This window comes from Burkholderia sp. SCN-KJ, from assembly GCF_024656005.1.
Lineage (GTDB): Bacteria > Pseudomonadota > Gammaproteobacteria > Burkholderiales > Burkholderiaceae > Burkholderia.
The window spans coordinates 1-878 of the sequence record NZ_JANKOG010000095.1 but is presented as its reverse complement, the minus strand read 5'-3'; the positions used below and the strand labels follow the sequence as shown (position 1 = coordinate 878).

At 65.6% G+C, this 878-nt stretch carries 1 protein-coding gene; it reads right to left on the bottom strand.

The window, feature by feature from the left end; translation table 11 throughout:
- On the bottom strand, positions 1-878 hold an 878-nt coding region (gene ccsB, locus NQV17_RS37785), incomplete at both ends, for a c-type cytochrome biogenesis protein CcsB (protein WP_257776158.1).

Sequence of the window (878 nt, the reverse complement as noted above, 5' to 3'; positions counted from 1 at the left end):
CCGTAGCTGTGCAGCCCGGACAGGAACATGTTGACGCCGAGGAACGCGAACGTCGTCACGAGCAGGCCGGTGAGCGCCCACCAGGCGGCAACCGCGCCGCGCAGGCCCTTCATCAGGCGCATGTGCAGCCAGGCCGCGTAGTTGAGCCACACGATCAGCGCCCAGGTTTCCTTCGGGTCCCAGCTCCAGTAGCCACCCCACGCTTCCGCAGCCCACAGCGCGCCGAGAATCGTCGCGATCGTGAAGAATGCGAAGCCGACCGCGATCGACTTGTACATCACGTCGTCGAGCACTTCGAGCGTCGGCAGGCGATCGGCGAGCACGCCGCGCTCTTTCATCAGGTACGCGACCGACACCATCGCCGACAGCGCGAAGCTGCCGTAGCCGATGAAGTTCGCCGGCACGTGGATCTTCATCCACCAGCTCTGCAGCGCCGGCACGAGCGGCTGGATCTGCTGCGCGTCGCGCGCGACCGAGTACCACATCAGGAAGCCGACGGCCGCGCTGATGACCAGCAGCACGAACGCGCCGAGCGCGCGCGTGCCGTAGTGGCCTTCGTAATACAGGTAGAGCAGCGCGGTGATCAGGCTGAACAGCACGAACACTTCGTACAGGTTCGACACCGGGATATGCCCGACGTCGGCGCCGATCAGGTAGGACTCGTACCAGCGCACCATCAGGCCGGTGAAGCCCATCAGCACGGCGACCCACGTGAGCTTCTGGCCGATCGCGGCGCCCGACTCCGAGCGCGCGAGCAGACCGATCCAGTAGAAGATCGTCGCGAGCACGAACAGCGCGCTCATCCACAGGATCGCGGACTGGCTCGACAGGAAGTATTTGAGGAAGAACGCCGCATCGGCGCGCGCGAGATCGCCCTG